This is a genomic window from Arthrobacter sp. EpRS71 (assembly GCF_001512285.1).
Lineage (GTDB): Bacteria > Actinomycetota > Actinomycetes > Actinomycetales > Micrococcaceae > Arthrobacter.
In genome coordinates, this window is the sequence record NZ_LNUV01000002.1 from 139397 (window position 1) to 152864 (window position 13468).

The 13468-nt window shown below is 60.3% G+C and carries 16 protein-coding genes; all 16 read left to right on the plus strand.

Annotated elements, in window-relative coordinates:
- Positions 1 to 28: 28 nt before the first annotated feature.
- The 16 genes from prmC (at position 29) to AR689_RS02665 (ending at position 13463) form a co-directional block, all read left to right on the plus strand.
- Entirely contained in the window at positions 29 to 901 is an 873-nt protein-coding gene (gene prmC, locus AR689_RS02590; protein ID WP_062066372.1) for a peptide chain release factor N(5)-glutamine methyltransferase, read from the plus strand.
- Between the two features lie 12 nt (positions 902 to 913).
- On the plus strand, positions 914 to 1828 hold the full coding sequence (locus tag AR689_RS02595) for an L-threonylcarbamoyladenylate synthase (protein WP_062066375.1): 915 nt from the start codon (positions 914 to 916) through the stop codon (positions 1826 to 1828).
- Positions 1825 to 2610 (plus strand): WecB/TagA/CpsF family glycosyltransferase, encoded by a 786-nt coding sequence (locus AR689_RS02600; RefSeq protein WP_062066378.1) that lies wholly within the window; start codon positions 1825 to 1827, stop codon positions 2608 to 2610. Before AR689_RS02595 ends, AR689_RS02600 begins: the two co-directional genes overlap by 4 nt.
- A complete protein-coding gene (locus tag AR689_RS02605) occupies positions 2611 to 3567 on the plus strand; it encodes a glycosyltransferase (RefSeq protein WP_062066381.1) in 957 nt (318 codons plus the stop codon).
- A 280-nt stretch (positions 3568 to 3847) separates the two neighbouring features.
- The gene (locus AR689_RS02610; RefSeq protein WP_062066384.1) at positions 3848 to 4960 is read left to right on the plus strand and encodes an MraY family glycosyltransferase; all 1113 of its coding nucleotides are present in this window, start codon (positions 3848 to 3850) and stop codon (positions 4958 to 4960) included.
- A gap of 119 nt (positions 4961 to 5079) precedes the next feature.
- Entirely contained in the window at positions 5080 to 5571 is a 492-nt protein-coding gene (locus tag AR689_RS02615) for a Cg1360 family ATP-synthase-associated protein (protein ID WP_062066387.1), read from the plus strand.
- Positions 5558 to 5893 (plus strand): hypothetical protein, encoded by a 336-nt coding sequence (locus tag AR689_RS02620; RefSeq protein ID WP_062066390.1) that lies wholly within the window; start codon positions 5558 to 5560, stop codon positions 5891 to 5893. The genes AR689_RS02615 and AR689_RS02620 overlap by 14 nt, the downstream gene beginning before the upstream one ends.
- An 81-nt stretch (positions 5894 to 5974) precedes the next feature.
- Positions 5975 to 6775 (plus strand): F0F1 ATP synthase subunit A, encoded by an 801-nt coding sequence (atpB, locus tag AR689_RS02625; RefSeq protein WP_011775262.1) that lies wholly within the window; start codon positions 5975 to 5977, stop codon positions 6773 to 6775.
- A gap of 80 nt (positions 6776 to 6855) precedes the next feature.
- The gene (gene atpE, locus AR689_RS02630; RefSeq protein ID WP_011775261.1) at positions 6856 to 7074 is read left to right on the plus strand and encodes an ATP synthase F0 subunit C; all 219 of its coding nucleotides are present in this window, start codon (positions 6856 to 6858) and stop codon (positions 7072 to 7074) included.
- A 50-nt stretch (positions 7075 to 7124) separates the two neighbouring features.
- A complete protein-coding gene (locus AR689_RS02635; protein ID WP_062066393.1) occupies positions 7125 to 7682 on the plus strand; it encodes a F0F1 ATP synthase subunit B in 558 nt (185 codons plus the stop codon).
- Positions 7682 to 8509: a F0F1 ATP synthase subunit delta gene (locus AR689_RS02640; protein WP_062066395.1), complete on the plus strand. Its 828-nt coding sequence runs from the start codon at positions 7682 to 7684 to the stop codon at positions 8507 to 8509. Before AR689_RS02635 ends, AR689_RS02640 begins: the two co-directional genes overlap by 1 nt.
- Positions 8510 to 8594: 85 nt before the next feature.
- Positions 8595 to 10232, plus strand: coding sequence for a F0F1 ATP synthase subunit alpha (gene atpA / locus AR689_RS02645; protein ID WP_011775259.1), 1638 nt, complete (start codon positions 8595 to 8597; stop codon positions 10230 to 10232).
- 76 nt (positions 10233 to 10308) lie between these two features.
- Positions 10309 to 11199, plus strand: a complete 891-nt coding sequence (locus tag AR689_RS02650; RefSeq protein WP_062066398.1) for a F0F1 ATP synthase subunit gamma — start codon at positions 10309 to 10311, stop codon at positions 11197 to 11199.
- A gap of 84 nt (positions 11200 to 11283) precedes the next feature.
- On the plus strand, positions 11284 to 12735 hold the full coding sequence (atpD, locus tag AR689_RS02655; protein WP_024817280.1) for a F0F1 ATP synthase subunit beta: 1452 nt from the start codon (positions 11284 to 11286) through the stop codon (positions 12733 to 12735).
- A 1-nt stretch (position 12736) separates the two neighbouring features.
- Complete coding sequence (locus AR689_RS02660; protein WP_062066401.1) at positions 12737 to 13021, plus strand: F0F1 ATP synthase subunit epsilon; 285 nt, start codon at positions 12737 to 12739, stop codon at positions 13019 to 13021.
- A 10-nt stretch (positions 13022 to 13031) separates the two neighbouring features.
- Positions 13032 to 13463, plus strand: a complete 432-nt coding sequence (locus tag AR689_RS02665; protein ID WP_024817278.1) for a DUF2550 domain-containing protein — start codon at positions 13032 to 13034, stop codon at positions 13461 to 13463.
- The last annotated feature ends 5 nt before the right edge of the window (positions 13464 to 13468 follow it).

Genomic DNA, 13468 nt, shown 5'->3' on the forward strand with positions numbered 1-13468 from the left:
CGCCGGACGAACACAGCAGAGTACATACATGACGTTTTACCAGGGCCAGAGCCTCGCGGACGCTGTTCGTGAGGCTACTGCCGTATTATCCGACGCCGGTGTGCCCAGCCCGCGTGTGGACGCCGAGTTGCTTGCCGATCACCTGCTCGGCGTCGGTCTCGGACGCCTGCGCGCCATGATGCTCGGCGATGCCCCGGCTCCCGACGGCTACCGGGAGCTGGTGGAGGAACGGGCCGGACGCGTACCCCTGCAACACATCACGGGAGTTGCATATTTCCGGCACCTGGAGTTGCGCGTGGGACCCGGCGTTTTCATACCGCGTCCCGAAACGGAATCGGTGGTGCAGCTGGTCATCGATCACGTCTCGGAATTACCCAACCCGAAGGTAGTGGATCTCGGCACGGGATCCGGCGCGATAGCCGGCTCCATTGCCTACGAGGTTCCGGGTGCTGAGGTTCATGCGGTGGAATTCAGCTTGCTGGCGCATGCCTGGGCTGCCAGGAACCTTGAACCACTCGGAGTGGTACTTGTTGAAGGCGACCTTCGGGATGCCCTTCCCGAGCACAACGGAACTTTCGACGTGGTGGTATCCAATCCGCCGTATATTCCGGCCGAAGCGATCCCCACAGAGCCCGAAGTTGCTCTCCACGATCCACCGGAGGCACTGTACGGCGGGGGAGCGGACGGCATGGTACTTCCGACGGCGGCAGCGGCTTCCGCGGCCCGCCTCCTAAAACCCGGTGGCTACTTCGTGATGGAGCACGCGGAAGTCCAATCTGCCTGGATCGCCGGGATGCTTCAACGAACCGGACGTTGGAACGACGTCACCACGCACTACGACCTGAACGGCAAGGAACGTGCAACCAGCGCGATTCTGGCCAGTCTGTCTCCTGATGAGTGAAAGAATAGCGCTGTGACCACAACCTATAACTGCACTTCCGACGACCAGCGGACTGAAGGGCTTCAGCATGCCCAACGCGCCATCAGCGAGAAGAAGTGCGTCGTGATGCCAACGGACACCGTCTACGGTATTGCCGCAGATGCCTTCTCGCCCCTGGCCGTGACCATGTTGTTGGCTTCCAAAGGGCGCAGCCGGCAAATGCCTCCTCCGGTCCTGATTCCGCGGGTGAACGCCCTGGACGGGCTCGCCACCGACGTACCTGCCGATGCCCGGGCACTGGCTCAGGCCTTTTGGCCAGGCGGCCTGACACTGATCCTGCACGCACAGCCATCCTTGGACTGGGACCTCGGCGAAACCAAGGGCACCGTGGCCCTCCGAATGCCCGATGACCAAATTGCCTTGGAGCTCCTCGGCCTCACCGGCCCCTTGGCTGTTTCTTCCGCCAACCGGACAGGCCAGGAAGCGGCCCAGACGGCATCCGAAGCCCGGCTTCAATTGGCGGAGTCCGTTGAGGTCTACCTTGAAGGCGGCTTCCGCCCGGTTAAGGGGACCGCTGCCTTGCCCTCGACGATTGTTGACGCCACATCCACTCCGTTCCGGGTGGTGCGCCAAGGAGCGATTGAGCTGGAGCGGCTCCGCGAGATCGTTCCTTCGATCCTCGGTGTTGGAGAAGCCCTTCCTGCAGAGGCGCCGGCTGCGGACGACGTGGCAGCTGAAGAACCCCCAGCTGAAGAATCTGCCGTCGAAGAAGCCACGGGAGATGCTGTTGCAGAGGGTGCATCTCCGTCTGCCGTTGACGCTGTGGTCCGCGATGAGGCTCCAACAGCCGACGACGCGCCAGCCGAAGTGACCGAAGCCGCCGTCGTCGAGGACCCGACCCAAGGCACGGTAAAACCGGAGGCCTCCAGAGAAGCCAAGTCCGAATGATTCCGGAGCGCCAACGCGTCCCCATCCTTGACGTTGACGCCACTCCGATGCGCGTCCATGAGGTTATTGCTGCCATGGGCGGGCTCATCGCGGCCGGAACAACCGCCACCGTTCTTGGACACAATCTTCACAGCATCACGCTGCTCCACTCCCGTCCGGATGTCCGTTCTTTGTACGGAAACAGCTCGATGGTCCTCTTGGACGGCGCTCCGGTGGCCATGTTGTGGGGGCTCGCGCACAAGCGTCAACTCCAACCATTGGGTGAAGGAACCATGGCCTACCGGCTCGGTTCCATGGATTGGATCCCGGAGCTGGGAAAGGTCAACGGTCTGGAGCGTATCGCCGTAGTCGGTGCCGGACGGGCTGCTAATACGAAGGCTGTGGCCAGGTTGCGCTCCATTATCCCCGGTGCAACAGTGGACGGGATGCCCGGTGAGGGGTGGGACAGCACTCTGGAAGACGCGGTGGTGGACTGGCTGACGGATTTCCGTCCGCAAGTGGTCCTGCTGGGACTGGGTATGCCCCTCCAGGAAACTGTGCTTCACCGCAGGCTTGCAGATATGCCTCCCGCCGTCTATTGCGCGGTCGGTGGAGCCATTGAGCAGGCTGCGGGCATCCAAAAACTGGCGCCGCGCTGGCTCGGGCGCTTAGGACTCGAGTGGGCCTGGCGGCTGGTCCTCCACCCGGGCCGTGTGGCCTACAGAGTTTTCGTTGAACCGTGGAAGCTGGCAAGCCTGCTGATCAGGCGCCGGTTCCAACTATCCAAGACCAAAGGCAAGTAAATGACGTCCCACCCTGTCGTGGTCGCTGTCGTAGTGACATATAACCGGCGTGAACTCCTCCAGACCACCCTGGACGGCATTGCGTCAGGTACCCGGGTACCTGACGCCGTTGTCGTCGTGGATAACGCCTCCACGGACGGAACCGCGGAGTTCCTCCAGCACTATCACAGCCCCATGATCATTGATGTGGTCTCGTTGAACACGAACGTGGGCGGTGCCGGTGGTTTCGTCGTCGGCATGGAACGGGCCGTACTGGACCACGGGGCGGACCACGTGTGGATCATGGACGATGACACGGAACCGCAGCCACATGCCCTCCGCGAGGCGTTGGATACCTCCGAGTCTTACCTCAAGGAGACCGGGGACGCCCCGGCATTCATCGCCAGCCGTGTGGTGTGGACTGATGGCCGCGACCATCCTATGAACCGCATGCGGCCACGGATGGGAGCCAGTGAGAACCAGCGCAGCGCTGCTGCCCGGCTGGGAGCGACTCAAATTCGAAGTGCTTCATTCGTGTCGGTGCTGATTCGCGCCGAGGAAATCCGAGAACACGGCCTGCCCATGGCGGACTACTTCATCTGGAACGACGATTTGGAGTACACCGCCAGGATTTCCCGTCGGGGGACCGCACTGACCACCAACGCCTCGGTGGCCAATCACCACACGAAAGTGTTCGGAGACGCCGGTGCGGATCCGGGTCCGCGCTTCTACTACGAAGTGCGCAACAAGCTGTGGGTCTACACCCGCTCGAACGCTTTGGCGCCGTGGGAGAAGATCTTGTTTACCGGAGCTTCACTGCGAAACTGGACCCGCACGATTGCTGCCTCGCCGAATCGCAAAGTGCTTTTGACCGGGCTTCTCAAGGGTCTGCGCCACAGCCTGAAAGCCCCCCGATCCAACGCTCAGGTACTGGACGGGATCTACGCGCTGCGTAACGTCCAAGAGCCCGTCAGGTAGCAGTTACGCGGCTTGAATCCCAGCCAAACACGCTGGGGCTTGGCGGCTGCATCACAGGGTGGTCACGTCCAATGGCATTAGTATCGTGACTAGAGTCCACAGAAATCCCGCAACATTCGGCACAGCCGGTGCAGGCATGGCGACGGAGTAGTTCCATTTATCCAAAGACAGATTTCCACACCTTGAGCTGCCCACAACCCGACGGCATTCGATCCCGCCGGCGGCATTCGATGGTCCAGTCCAACCGATTGGTGTGCAGGCTGCTCTCCGGGGCCGCGTCATGATCATGTACATGCTGATGGCCCTCACGGCGGCCGTTGTGGCGTACGCCGGGACGTGGGGCGCGCGCGTGGTGGGAAACAAGCTTCGGTTGTACCAGCCCATCCGCAGCCGTGACATGCATTCGGCCCTGATCTCCAAACTTGGCGGACTGGGCATCTTTGTGGGCTTTTTCGCCGCTTTGGTGGTGGCAAGCAATTCCTTCTTCGTCAAGGACATCTTCAGGCACAACGATGCGCCATGGGGGATTCTGGCCGGTGCTGTGGTGATCGTCGCTGTGGGGGTCGCGGACGACATCCTCGATATCCGCTGGTGGATCAAGCTGCTGGGCCAAGCCGCAGCTGCCTTCATCGTGGCCATCTGGGGCGTGCGGATGTCAGTTGTGCCCTTCATCCCGGAACCCATCTTCCTTGAGTCCGAAGTCGTCCAGATTGTCCTGACCGCCGGGCTCATTGTCACCACCATGAATGCCGTCAACTTCATTGATGGACTGGACGGGTTGGCAGCCGGCGTCGCCATCATCGGTGGAGGAGCCTTCTTCCTCACGGCGTACTGGGTTCACCGCAACAACCCGTCCACGGACAACTCGGATCTCGCAACACTCCTGATGGCCATCCTTGTGGGCAGTTGCATCGGGTTCCTGCCGCACAACTGGTTCCCGGCCAAGATCTTCATGGGCGACTCCGGGGCCATGCTTATTGGTTTGCTCATGGCTTCCGCCGGTGTGGTGGCAACAGGACAGATCGGATCCGGCCTTTACGACCGCGCCAACGGTATCCCCACCATCGTCCCCATCTTGCTGCCCTTCGCCGTGTTGTCGCTTCCCCTCCTTGATTTGGGGATGGCCGTCGTGCGCAGGACAGCCCGGGGCCAGTCGCCTTGGTCGGCTGACCGCGGGCACCTCCACCACAAGTTGGTGGACCTCGGATATTCGCACCGCAGCGCCGTCGTCATGCTTTACGTCTGGACGTGCATTCTCGCCTTTGGCGGCGTTGCCTTCGCCGTGTTCCCCTGGCAAATCGTGCTCATAGTCCTCATCGTGGCAGCGCTTGTCATGGCTGCCGTGACGGCGTGGCCTTACTTCACCCGGAACTCGGCGCGGCCGGGGGAGTAGTTGAGACGGCTGGTTATGGTCACAGTTCTATCTCATGTAGAATTCTTTCTGCGGACAGTCACTCGCCCGTAACCCCACTTTGAGAATATGGCACCTGTGCCACGAGGATTGGTATCCCCATGACATCCAACGCCGAAGCCGGACGCCCGTCCGGTAAACGTGGTGTTGGATCCGTCGGTAAACCGTCCTCGTTGTGGCTCCGGTTGCTTGTCATCAGCGCAGCTGCAGCCGTAGCGGCCACCGCCATCACCTGCGTGATTGCGGCCTTCATGAATGGCGGGCAGGGCGCGCTCTCAGTAGCGTTCGGTGCCGTGCTGGTCATGCTCTTTTTTGGAATCAGCCTTCTGATCGGTCACCTTGTTGGCCGTAACAATCCCTCCGGCGCAATCGGCCTCTTTGTTGCGACATATTTCATCAAGGTGGTTGGGTTTGCCGTTGTGCTATTTGTCCTCGGCGCCCCGGAATGGCTCCACGGCCGGTGGTTCCTTATTGGTGCCGTGGTCACGGTTGTCTTCTGGCAAGCCGCCGAAATCTACGCCTTCAGCAAGGCCCGCCTGCAGATCTACAACGATCCTGATGAGCAGAAAGGTGGCCCGGATGTCTCCGCGTAAGCGCTATTCACGTCCGGCCGTCGATGCTCAGCAAGCTGTCAACCGCGGTGAATCTGCAGAAGCCGGAAACGACGGTGGATACAACGCCGGCATTGCCGTCTTCAGCTACATCATTGGCGGGATCATTGTCTGGAGTTTGATAGGCTGGGGTCTGGATAATCTGTGGGGGACCCGCTGGATTGTGCTCCTTGGCGCTCTGCTGGGAGCCGCAGGAGGGTTCTATCTTTCCCATATGCACGGCCTCACCAGGCAAAGCTCCTCTTCTGGCGAGAGCAACGCAGACAGCGGTCCGTCCACGGACGGGGACAGTAATGCCAAATAATTTCACAAGGAATACAGATGCGTCCAACGCGTCCGGATTCCACCCAATGCCCAATGATGGACACAGCAGAGAGGAAACGCGTTGATCGCGCTTGCGCTCCCCGCCCAGGATTCGGGGTCATTCACCCCACCCGGAATCGACGAAATGCACCTGCCGGCAATCCTGCCTTGGGGTGCGCACGATGGCTTCTCCAAGCAGATGTTGCTGGTGATCCTTTCGGTCGTCATTATCGCTACATTCTTCATCCTCGCTGCACGTAAGCAGCAGCTGGTTCCCGGCAAGCTGCAGTTCGCAGGCGAGATGGCCTACGGCTTCGTCCGTAACGGCATCGCCAAGGACATCATCGGCGGCAAGGACTTCATCAAGTACGTGCCGCTGCTGTTCAGCTTGTTCTTCTTCATTCTGGTGAACAACATCTACGGCGCCATCCCGGTGATCCAGCTTCCGAGCTTCTCGCACGTAGGCGGCGCCTACGTCATGGCCGGCATCGTGTACTTCACCTGGATCATCATCGGCATCAAGAAGAACGGCCTGAAGTACTTCAAGCTCGCCACCGTTCCTTCCGGCGTCCCGTGGTACATCCTGCCCATCGTGGTACCGATCGAAATCATCTCCAACTTCCTGGTCCGCCCGGTCACGCACAGCCTCCGTCTGTTTGCGACCATGCTGGCCGGTCACTTGATCGTCATGCTCGCCGGTTCCGGCATCGAGTTCCTCGTCATGCAGGAGAACGTCCTGCTCAAGGGTGCATCGGTACTGGTCCTGGTAGGTGCTGTAGCCATGTACATGCTCGAAGCACTGATCATGGCCCTGCAGGCTTACGTGTTCACACTGTTGACCGCGATCTACATCGAAGGCGCCCTGCACGCCGACAGCCACTAGGCTCCCAAAAACTTCCCCTCGCGGGGATGAAGCAACCCAAACAACCTGCCGCACGGGCGGCATCTTGAAAGGAAGAAAAAATGGAAGGCACCATCAACGGCTCCCTCAACCTCATCGGCTACGGTCTCTCGGCCATCGGCGGTGGTATCGGTGTGGGTCTCGTGTTCGCCGCGTACATCAACGGTGTTGCACGTCAGCCGGAAGCTCAGCGTGTGCTGCAGCCGATCGCGTTCCTTGGTCTGGCACTGACTGAAGCTCTCGCCATCCTCGGCCTGGTCTTCGCTTTCGTTCTTTCCTAGTCCTTAGAACCAAGCGAATCCCAAGCACGAGTAGATAGGACGGGTGAAATATGAATCAGCTGATCATCTCAGCCGCCACTGAAGGCGCTGCGGAGGCTAATCCGCTCGTTCCCAACGTCTGGGAAATGGGCGTAGTCCTCGTAGGCTTTGCGGTCCTCATGTACATCGTGGTCAAGTTTGTTGTCCCGATGTTCGAGAAGACCTTCGCAGAGCGCGCCGAAGCAATCGAAGGTGGCATTGCAAAGGCCGAAGCGGCCCAGGCGGAAGCTTCTGCAGCTCTTGAAGAGTACAAGCAGCAGCTCACCGATGCCCGTGCCGAAGCCAACCGCATCCGCGAAGAAGCACGCGCCGAGGGCGCACAGATCCTCGCGGACCTGAAGGCAAAGGCTGCAGCAGAGTCTGCACGCATCACCGAGCAGGCACACGCTGCCATCGAATCGGAGCGCCAGGCAGCTGTTGTCTCGCTTCGTTCCGAGGTTGGCACTTTGGCTACCACGTTGGCAGGCCGCATCGTCGGGGAAGCACTCACCGACGACCAGCGCTCCGCACGCGTAGTGGACCGTTTCCTGGCAGATCTGGAGACCCAGAGCGCAGGTGCAGCTAAGTAATGGCAGGTATATCGAGCGAATCGCTGACCACAGCGCTGGCGCAGTTGGAAGCCAAGCTTCCCTTCGCCTCGCTGCAGTTGGCTAAGGACCTCTTCGGAATCCTGGGAACGGTGGACAGCTCGGCTGGCTTGCGCCGCGCCCTGACTGACCCGTCCCGTTCCGGTGACGAGAAGTCGGCGCTGGTCAAGCAGCTGGTTGGCGGAAAAGTCTCCGCTGATGCTGCTGAAATTGCAGGCGGATTGGCCAGCTCGCGCTGGGCATCGGCACGCGATATCGGCGATGCACTCGAGACGCTTGCCGCCACGGTTGTCATTGCCGTAGCTGAAAACAAGTCGGCCGTTTCTGCCTCCGGTATCACGGGGCTGGAAGAGCTGGAAAACGATCTGTTTGCCTTCAACCAGACCGTCGCCTCCAGCCACGAAGTACAACGTGCTCTGTCTGAGCCGCAGGCATCTCCCGCGGCGAAGATTGCACTGGCTGAGAAACTTGTTCCTGGCATCAGCGAGGAAGCAAAAGTTCTCATCAGCCAGGCAGTTACGCAGCCGCGCGGTGTCAAGCCGAGCAAGCTCGTCGATTCATTCGCCAAGCTTGCAGCCAAGCGTCAGCAGCGCTGGATTGCAACTGTCAGCGTTACCCGTCCGTTGACGGAAACGCAGGCCAGTCGTCTGCAGGCCGGGCTGGATGCCCTGTACGGCCGCGAACTGAAGGTCAACGTCAATGTTGACCCCGCACTGATCGGTGGAATCCGGGTCCAGGTGGGTGACGAAGTGCTTGACGCTTCGGTTATCGCCCGTCTGACTGAGCTCCGCCGCCAGCTCGCTGGCTAGCGAAGACAAAGCACAACTTAACTGATATAAAACCCGGTCATCGTGAGCAACGATGATCACGAAAACAGGAGAGCAGGGACTGCAGATGGCCGAATTGACCATCAACGCCGACGACGTCCGTAATGCGTTGAACGAGTTCGCGGCGTCCTACGAACCCGGTAACGCAGAGCGCGTAGAGGTTGGTCGTGTGACCACCGCAAGTGACGGCATCGCCCGTGTTGAGGGTCTTCCCTCGGTCATGGCGAACGAGCTGCTTCGCTTCGAAGATGGCACGCTGGGCCTGGCCCAGAACCTTGACGTCCGCGAGATCGGTGTCATTATCCTCGGTGACTTCACCGGTATTGAAGAAGGCCAGGAAGTTCACCGTACCGGTGAGATCCTGTCCGTTCCGGTTGGCGACGCCTTCCTGGGACGCGTTGTTGACCCCTTGGGCCAGCCCATCGATGATCTCGGCGAGATCAAGGCTGAAGCCACCCGTGCACTGGAACTTCAGGCCCCGGGCGTTACCGAACGCAAGTCGGTTCACGAACCGATGCAGACCGGTCTCAAGGCTATCGACGCCATGATCCCGATCGGCCGCGGTCAGCGTCAGCTGATCATTGGTGACCGCCAGACCGGCAAGACTGCCATCGCTGTGGACACCATCATCAACCAGAAGGCCAACTGGGCTTCGGGAGATGTCACCAAGCAGGTTCGTTGCGTCTACGTTGGTGTTGGCCAGAAGGCTTCCACCATCGCGGCCGTCCGTCAGACCCTCGAGGACCACGGCGCACTGGAGTACACCACCATCGTGGCGTCTCCGGCATCTGACCCCGCTGGCTTCAAGTACTTGGCACCGTATGCAGGTTCGGCCATCGGCCAGCACTGGATGTACGGCGGCAAGCACGTTCTGGTGATCTTCGATGACCTGTCCAAGCAGGCCGAAGCCTACCGCGCCGTATCACTGCTGCTGCGTCGTCCGCCGGGACGCGAAGCATACCCGGGTGACGTTTTCTACTTGCACTCCCGCCTGCTGGAGCGTTGTGCCAAGCTCTCCGACGAGCTCGGTGCGGGTTCGATGACCGGTCTTCCGATCGTCGAAACCAAGGCAAACGACGTTTCCGCTTACATTCCGACCAATGTGATCTCCATTACCGATGGTCAGATCTTCCTCCAGTCGGACCTCTTCAACGCCAACCAGCGTCCTGCTGTTGACGTTGGTGTGTCCGTCTCCCGCGTGGGTGGCGCTGCACAGGTCAAGTCCATGAAGAAGGTCTCCGGTACCTTGAAGCTGGACTTGGCTCAGTACCGCGACATGCAGGCATTCGCCATGTTCGCCTCTGACCTGGATGCTGCATCCCGTCAGCAGCTGACCCGTGGTGCACGCCTGATGGAACTGCTGAAGCAGGGCCAGTACTCACCGTTCCCTGTTGAGAACCAGGTTGTTTCCATCTGGGCCGGCACCAACGGTTACTTGGATGACGTTCCGGTTGAGGACATCAGCCGCTTCGAGTCCGAGTTCCTGGAGCACCTCACGCACAAGTCCTCCATCCTGACCACGCTGGCTCAGACCAACGTCCTGGATGACGACACCGCTGCAGCCTTGAAGGAAGCCATTGTTTCCTTCAAGAAGGGCTTCTTCGGCGAGGGCGACAACCACTTGGTTGGCGCTGGCCACGAGGAGCACGCAGCGATCTCCGGCGGCGACGTCGACCAGGAAAAGATCGTCAAGCAGAAGCGCTAGTTCCGATCACCTGCTCTGCCGGGGTCCGAAAGGGCCCCGGCAGGGCAGCACATCGGGAACTTAGGAAAGGATAAGTATGGGAGCCCAGATTCGGGTCTACCGTCAGAAGATCAGCTCGACGACGTCGATGCGCAAGATCTTCAAGGCGATGGAACTGATCGCTACCTCGCGCATCGGTAAGGCCCGCGCCCGCGTAGCAGCTTCACTGCCTTACGCGAACGCGATTACCCGCGCCGTTTCTGCTGTCGCAACTCAGAGCGAAATCGACCACCCGCTGACCACCGAGCCGGAGCAGATCCGCCGCGCCGCAGTCCTGATCATTACATCGGACCGTGGCCTTGCAGGATCTTACTCCGCGAGCGTGCTCAAGCAGGCTGAAGGTCTCACCGAGCTTCTTCACGCAGAAGGCAAGGAAGTCAAGGCGTACCTGGTTGGCCGCAAGGCGCAGGCGTACTTCGATTTCCGCAACCGGTCCTACGCCCGCGTATGGACTGGTGGCACGGACGCACCGGAATTCGAAACCGCGCAGGAAGTCGGAGCTGCACTTCTTGAAGACTTCTCCAATGACTTCGAAGAGGGCGGCGTGGACGAAATCCACGTTGTTTACACCCGCTTCAAGTCCATGGTGACGCAGGAGCCCACGGTTATCCGTTTGCTCCCGCTGGAGGTCGTCGAAGAGGAAGCAGCCTCGGAATCCGAGCTGTTGCCGTTGTACGAGTTTGAACCGGAAACAGAGCAGGTGCTCGACGCACTGCTTCCGCGTTACATCGAGTCCCGCATCTTCGCAGCCATGCTGCAGGCAGCAGCTTCCGAGCTCGCAGCCCGCCAGCGCGCTATGAAGTCGGCCGGTGACAACGCTACCGATTTGATCAAGAAGTACACGCGCCTTCGCAACACGGCCCGCCAGGCCGAGATTACGCAGGAGCTTTCCGAAATCGTGGCCGGCGCAGACGCCCTCGCGTCTTAGCCTGCATCGGATTCGGCTCGAAGCCGCACCTGCACCAAACAGATAAACTTAAATCCACGCCATCTACTGAGTGAAGTGAGAGAGATGACTGCCACTGCTACCGAACACGTAGCTACGGCCGGTGCCACCGGCCGCATTGCCCGTGTTATTGGTCCGGTTGTCGACGTCGAATTCCCGGCTGACGCAATCCCCTCGATTTACAACGCTCTGACCACTGAGATTACTCTCAACGGCCAGACGAAGACCATCACGTTCGAGACCTCCCAGCACCTGGGTGACAACCTCGTTCGCGCCATCTCCCTGCAGGCGACCGACGGCCTGGTCCGCGGCACCACCGTGCGGGACTCCGGTGCTCCCATCTCCGTGCCTGTCGGCGACGGCGTCAAGGGCCACATCTTCAACGTTCTCGGCAAGCCGCTGGACGTTGACGAGTCCGAGATCAAGGCGGACGCCTACTGGCCGATCCACCGCAAGGCTCCGTCCTTCGCTTCCCTCGAGGGCTCCACGGAGATGCTCGAGACCGGCATTAAGGTCATCGACCTTCTCACCCCGTACATCAAGGGTGGAAAGATCGGCCTGTTCGGCGGCGCCGGCGTTGGCAAGACCGTTCTGATCCAGGAAATGATCACCCGTGTTGCCCGCAACTTCGGTGGTACTTCCGTATTCGCCGGTGTTGGCGAGCGTACCCGTGAAGGTAACGACCTCTGGGTTGAAATGGAAGAGGCAGGCGTTCTTAAGGACACCGCCCTTGTGTTCGGCCAGATGGATGAGCCGCCGGGAACGCGTCTTCGCGTGGCGCTGTCTGCCCTGACCATGGCGGAGTACTTCCGCGATGTTCAGAACCAGGACGTGTTGCTCTTCATCGACAACATCTTCCGCTTCACGCAGGCAGGTTCGGAAGTTTCCACACTGCTCGGCCGTATGCCGTCTGCTGTGGGTTACCAGCCGAACCTTGCTGACGAGATGGGTCTGCTCCAGGAGCGCATCACCTCCACCAAGGGTCACTCCATCACGTCGATGCAGGCCATCTACGTGCCGGCTGATGACTACACCGACCCGGCTCCGGCAACGACCTTCGCACACCTCGACGCGACCACGGAACTTTCCCGTGAAATCGCCTCCCGTGGTTTGTACCCGGCCGTTGACCCGCTGACGTCCACGTCCCGTATTCTGGATCCCCAGTACATCGGCAAGGACCACTACAACACGGCTGTCCGTGTTAAGCAGATCCTGCAGAAGAACAAGGAACTCCAGGACATCATCGCCATCCTCGGTGTTGACGAACTGTCTGAAGAGGACAAGATCGTCGTGTCGCGTGCACGTCGTATCCAGCAGTTCCTCTCCCAGAACACCTACACCGCCAAACAGTTCACCGGCGTCGAGGGCTCCACCGTGTCCATCAAGGACACTGTTGAAGGCTTCACCGCCATCTGTGACGGCGAGCTGGACCACATCGCAGAGCAGGCGTTCTTCAACGTCGGCGGCCTGGATGACGTCGAGCGTCAGTGGGCTAAGATCCAGGAACAGACCAAGTAGTATGGCTGAGCTCGAGGTTGAGATTGTCGCAGCGGACCACTTTGTGTGGTCCGGTGCGGCCAAGATGGTGAAGGCCCGCACCAGTGATGGTGAAATCGGAATCCTGCCGGGCCACGCGCCCCTTCTGGCCATCATGGCCGCGGGTGAGCTGGCAATCCAGCCGGTATCCGGTGATCGCATTGCAGTGGTTGTTGACGGCGGTTTCTTCTCCGTCGACAACGATCGCGTGGTGATTGTTGCTGACAACGCCAAATTGGGCGAAGCGGCTACAGCGGGGACCCGATAGCACGACCTTGATGGACGATTCCCTTATTCCGTTCATCGCCTTGGCAACAGCGTTTACGTTGCTGATCATTTCACTGTGCCTTTTCGGGGTGCGTCGCTTCAATCTGCGGCGCGCCCTGGGCACGGTCGACGCCTCCATTTGCATGGCTGGAAACAGCTGGCAGATGGGGGTTTGTCGTTATCAGGACAACGAGCTCGAGTGGTTCCGCCTGATGTCTCTGAGCGTCATTCCCAAGCACAAGTTCACGCGCAGTTCCCTTGAATTGCTGGGACGCCGCCAGCCCACGGAAGATGAGCTCGTACGGATTCAGCCTGGCGTCGTGGTGGTTGAACTGCAGTATGAAGGCAAGAAGTTCATGCTCGCCATGAACTTTGATGCCTACGCTGGTTTGTCGTCCTGGCTTGAAGCAGGGCCGGTCATCGGCGTCGGAACCTGGCGTTAGGCGCC

Bases quoted from the DNA above. Each gene is read 5' to 3' on its own strand.
- prmC (WP_062066372.1), top strand. From the start codon at position 29: ATGACGTTTTACCAGGGCCAGAGCCTCGCGGACGCTGTTCGTGAGGCT.
- AR689_RS02600 (WP_062066378.1), top strand. From the start codon at position 1,825: ATGATTCCGGAGCGCCAACGCGTCCCCATCCTTGACGTTGACGCCACT.
- AR689_RS02605 (WP_062066381.1), top strand. From the start codon at position 2,611: ATGACGTCCCACCCTGTCGTGGTCGCTGTCGTAGTGACATATAACCGG.
- AR689_RS02610 (WP_062066384.1), top strand. From the start codon at position 3,848: ATGATCATGTACATGCTGATGGCCCTCACGGCGGCCGTTGTGGCGTAC.
- AR689_RS02615 (WP_062066387.1), top strand. From the start codon at position 5,080: ATGACATCCAACGCCGAAGCCGGACGCCCGTCCGGTAAACGTGGTGTT.
- AR689_RS02620 (WP_062066390.1), top strand. From the start codon at position 5,558: ATGTCTCCGCGTAAGCGCTATTCACGTCCGGCCGTCGATGCTCAGCAA.
- atpE (WP_011775261.1), top strand. From the start codon at position 6,856: ATGGAAGGCACCATCAACGGCTCCCTCAACCTCATCGGCTACGGTCTC.
- AR689_RS02635 (WP_062066393.1), top strand. From the start codon at position 7,125: ATGAATCAGCTGATCATCTCAGCCGCCACTGAAGGCGCTGCGGAGGCT.
- AR689_RS02640 (WP_062066395.1), top strand. From the start codon at position 7,682: ATGGCAGGTATATCGAGCGAATCGCTGACCACAGCGCTGGCGCAGTTG.
- atpA (WP_011775259.1), top strand. From the start codon at position 8,595: ATGGCCGAATTGACCATCAACGCCGACGACGTCCGTAATGCGTTGAAC.
- AR689_RS02650 (WP_062066398.1), top strand. From the start codon at position 10,309: ATGGGAGCCCAGATTCGGGTCTACCGTCAGAAGATCAGCTCGACGACG.
- atpD (WP_024817280.1), top strand. From the start codon at position 11,284: ATGACTGCCACTGCTACCGAACACGTAGCTACGGCCGGTGCCACCGGC.
- AR689_RS02660 (WP_062066401.1), top strand. From the start codon at position 12,737: ATGGCTGAGCTCGAGGTTGAGATTGTCGCAGCGGACCACTTTGTGTGG.
- AR689_RS02665 (WP_024817278.1), top strand. From the start codon at position 13,032: ATGGACGATTCCCTTATTCCGTTCATCGCCTTGGCAACAGCGTTTACG.